Origin of the sequence: Microbacterium sp. ZXX196 (assembly GCF_009709595.1) — a bacterium.
Classification (GTDB): domain Bacteria; phylum Actinomycetota; class Actinomycetes; order Actinomycetales; family Microbacteriaceae; genus Microbacterium; species Microbacterium excoecariae.
Map to the genome: position 1 here is coordinate 1 of NZ_WMEE01000024.1, position 2,942 is coordinate 2,942.

The following is a 2,942-nucleotide window of genomic DNA, read 5'->3' on the forward strand; positions in this document are numbered from 1 at the left end:
AGTTCGAAGCCAAGCTAGCCGAGCCGCTCACACTCGCGGCCTAAGCCGAAACTGTCACCAGTTCGTTCCTCACGCCCATCGAACGCGGACTTCGCCCCTGGGTCGATTACGCCTTCACCTATCCCGACGGCGCGAGCTCCGGGAAATCCCGCTCCCAAGATCTTCCTGCCCAGCGCCTCAAAGACGCCAAGCCCGTCCTCCGCGACCTTCCCGTCGGATGGAATCACTGGCCGCGCCCGGCCCCGCCTCTTGATCAACACGGCCTAGGTGCGGCCCCGTCCGCTAGGCCCGGCCCCGTCGCGGCGGGGGCCGCCCTCCTCGATCACGCGGTCGAGGAGGCGGCGCACGAGCTGCGGGTCCTGGCGGATGCCGTCGTGCTCGAACTCGTTCGTCACCCAGAAATGCATGTTCGACACGGCGTCGCGGGTCGCGAGGGCGAACTCGATCGGCACGAACATGTCGTCGTGGTACATCGCCGCCGCGACCGGGACCTCGTTGGCGGCCAGGCGCGCGCGGTCGTAGAGCTCGGGGTGATCCTCGCGCTCGTGCAGCGCGTGCGCCGCGTCGCGGAAGGGCCGGAGCGAGGCGACCTCGTCGAACTGCCAGGGGAAGAACATCTCCCCCGTCATCGGCACGGGGCGGCCCGCGGCGACCTCCTCGGCCGCGTCGAACCCGCCGATCTCCGCACGGATCCGGTGGGCCGCCCAGCGCGTCGCGCCGGGGCCGTCGGCGTAGATCTCCTCCTGCAGCACGGCGTACAACGGGTTCCCCCAGTACTGGGTGCGCTGGTCGACGCCGTCGAGGAACGCGTCGCTCAGGCGCCCGGACGGCAGGATCGCGCCGTCGAGGAGCCACAGGAGCCGCTCCATGCCGGGCCCCATGCCGAAGTCGATCCCGAGCGTCTGGAGGCGGCGGGCCGAGAGCCGGTCGCCGCTCGGTAGCGTGACGGTGTCGTTCTCGACGAGGTCCACGATCGCGGCGAGCGTCTCGACGTGCTGCGGGTACCGGCGGAAGAACTCGGCCGTCTTTCGGGCCGTGCGGGGCAGCGTGTTGCGGTAGATCTCCTCGGCGGAGGGCGCGATCGAGGTGATGCCGCCCGTCACGTAAGCCGCCTCGAGCGCGTCCGGCGCGAACGACAGGTAGCTGAGCGTGAGGAACCCACCGTAGCTCTGCCCGAGCGTCTGCCACGGCCGGCCCCCGAACAGCTCCCGGCGCACGTGCTCGGCGTCTGCGACGATCTGCTCGGCGCGGAAGAGGCGCAGGAAGTCCGCGGCCTCCTCGGCGCCCATGCCCGCGATCGTGGCGGCCTCCACGCGCGAGGAGCGCCCCGTGCCGCGCTGGTCGAGTAGCAGCACCCGGTGGGTCTTGAGAGCCTCGTGGATCCAGCCCTCGCCCGGCATCGGGCGCGGGCCGGCGCCGCCCGGGCCGCCCTGGAGGAAGACGAGCACGGGCGCGTCCTCGCCGCCCGGCCGGATCACCTCCCGCGCGAACACGTCGATGTGGCGGCCGTCGTCGGGCCGGGCCCAGTCCAGCGGCGCCGACAGGGTGTGGTCGCGCACACGGAGGCCGCGGAGGGAGAACTCGTGGGTCGTCATCGACCCATTTTCTCGCGCCGCGGGATCCGTGAAGCGTACAGTTGTACGCATCACCCCTCCCTCCTCCCGGAGCGCCATGCCTACCTCCCTCCGCGCCCGCCGCCTGGCGCTGTTCACGCTGTTTTTCCTCCCCGGTTTCGGCATCGCGTCGTGGGTGACGCGGACCCCCGACGTCCGCGATCTGCTGGGCGCCTCGACCGCGCAGATGGGGCTGATCCTGTTCGGCCTGTCGGTCGGATCCATGATCGGGATCCTGCTGTCGGGCCCGCTCGTGGCGCGGCTCGGCACGCGGACGGTCATCGCCGCGGGGTCGGCCATCACGCTCGCGGGCGTCGCGACGATCGGCGCGGGCGCCCTCGCGACGAGCCCCGCGGTCGTCACGGTGGGACTCGGCCTCGTGGGCCTCGGCATCGGCGGCGGCGAGGTCGCGATGAACGTCGACGGCGCGGAGGTCGAGCGCCTCACGGGCCGCTCCGTGATGCCCATGCTCCACGGCTTCTTCAGCTTCGGCACGGTGATCGGCGCGGTCATCGGCATGCTCCTGACCGCGTGGCGCGTGCCCGTCGGGTGGCACCTCCTCGGGGCGGCCTGCCTCATGCTCGCGGCGCTCGTCGTCGCCATCCGCTACGTTCCCGCCGGCTTCGGCCGGAGCCACCCGGCCGAGGCGGGCCGGCCGCGCGAGCGCGCGGGGGTCTGGCGGGATCCGAACCTCCTCCTCACCGGCGGGATCATCCTCGCGCTCGCACTCGCGGAGGGCACCGCGAACGACTGGCTTCCGCTCGTCATGGTCGACGGCCACGGGTACGACGCCGCGTGGGGATCCGCGATCTTCGCGCTGTTCGCGCTGTCGATGACGATCGGTCGCTTCGCCGGCGGCCGGTTCGTCGACCGCTACGGCCGCGCCGCCGTGCTCGCGGCGAGCGCGATCTTCGGGGCCGCCGGCCTCGCGATCGTCGTGTTCGTCGACCAGCCCGTCGTCGCCGGCGCGGCCGTCGTGCTGTGGGGCGTTGGCACCTCGCTCGGCTTCCCCGTCGCGATCTCGGCCGCGGGCGACTCCGGGCCGCACCCGGCCGCGCGCGTGTCGTTCGCCGCGACGCTCGGGTACGTGGCGTTCCTCGTCGGCCCGCCGGTGCTCGGCGCGCTCGGCGAGCACATCGGGCTGCGCGGCGCGCTCGTCCCCGTGCTCACGATCGTCGCCATCGCGGTCTTCCTCACGCCCGCCGCGCGCACGACGCGCGCCGCGCAGGACGCCTGAGGCGCCCGGGACGCACGCGCGTCTCGCTCCGTCAGCTGTTGCCGTTCGTCTTTGAGAACCGCCCGGTGATCGCCGCCGTCGCGATCCTCTCG

General features: G+C 72.8%; 2 protein-coding genes. One reads left to right on the forward strand and one right to left on the reverse strand.

Annotated features, from left to right (window positions below; all coding sequences use genetic code 11):
- Positions 1-263: 263 nt before the first annotated feature.
- Positions 264-1,595, reverse strand: a complete 1,332-nt coding sequence (locus GJQ66_RS12055; protein WP_155049609.1) for an alpha/beta fold hydrolase — start codon at positions 1,593-1,595, stop codon at positions 264-266.
- 76 nt (positions 1,596-1,671) lie between these two features.
- On the opposite strand from GJQ66_RS12055, the gene GJQ66_RS12060 reads away from it, so the two are divergent.
- The gene (locus GJQ66_RS12060; protein WP_155049610.1) at positions 1,672-2,850 is read left to right on the forward strand and encodes an MFS transporter; all 1,179 of its coding nucleotides are present in this window, start codon (positions 1,672-1,674) and stop codon (positions 2,848-2,850) included.
- Positions 2,851-2,942 lie beyond the last annotated feature (92 nt).

Coding starts and splice junctions, on each gene's coding strand:
- GJQ66_RS12055 (WP_155049609.1), bottom strand. CDS start 1,595: ATGACGACCCACGAGTTCTCCCTCCGCGGCCTCCGTGTGCGCGACCAC.
- GJQ66_RS12060 (WP_155049610.1), top strand. CDS start 1,672: ATGCCTACCTCCCTCCGCGCCCGCCGCCTGGCGCTGTTCACGCTGTTT.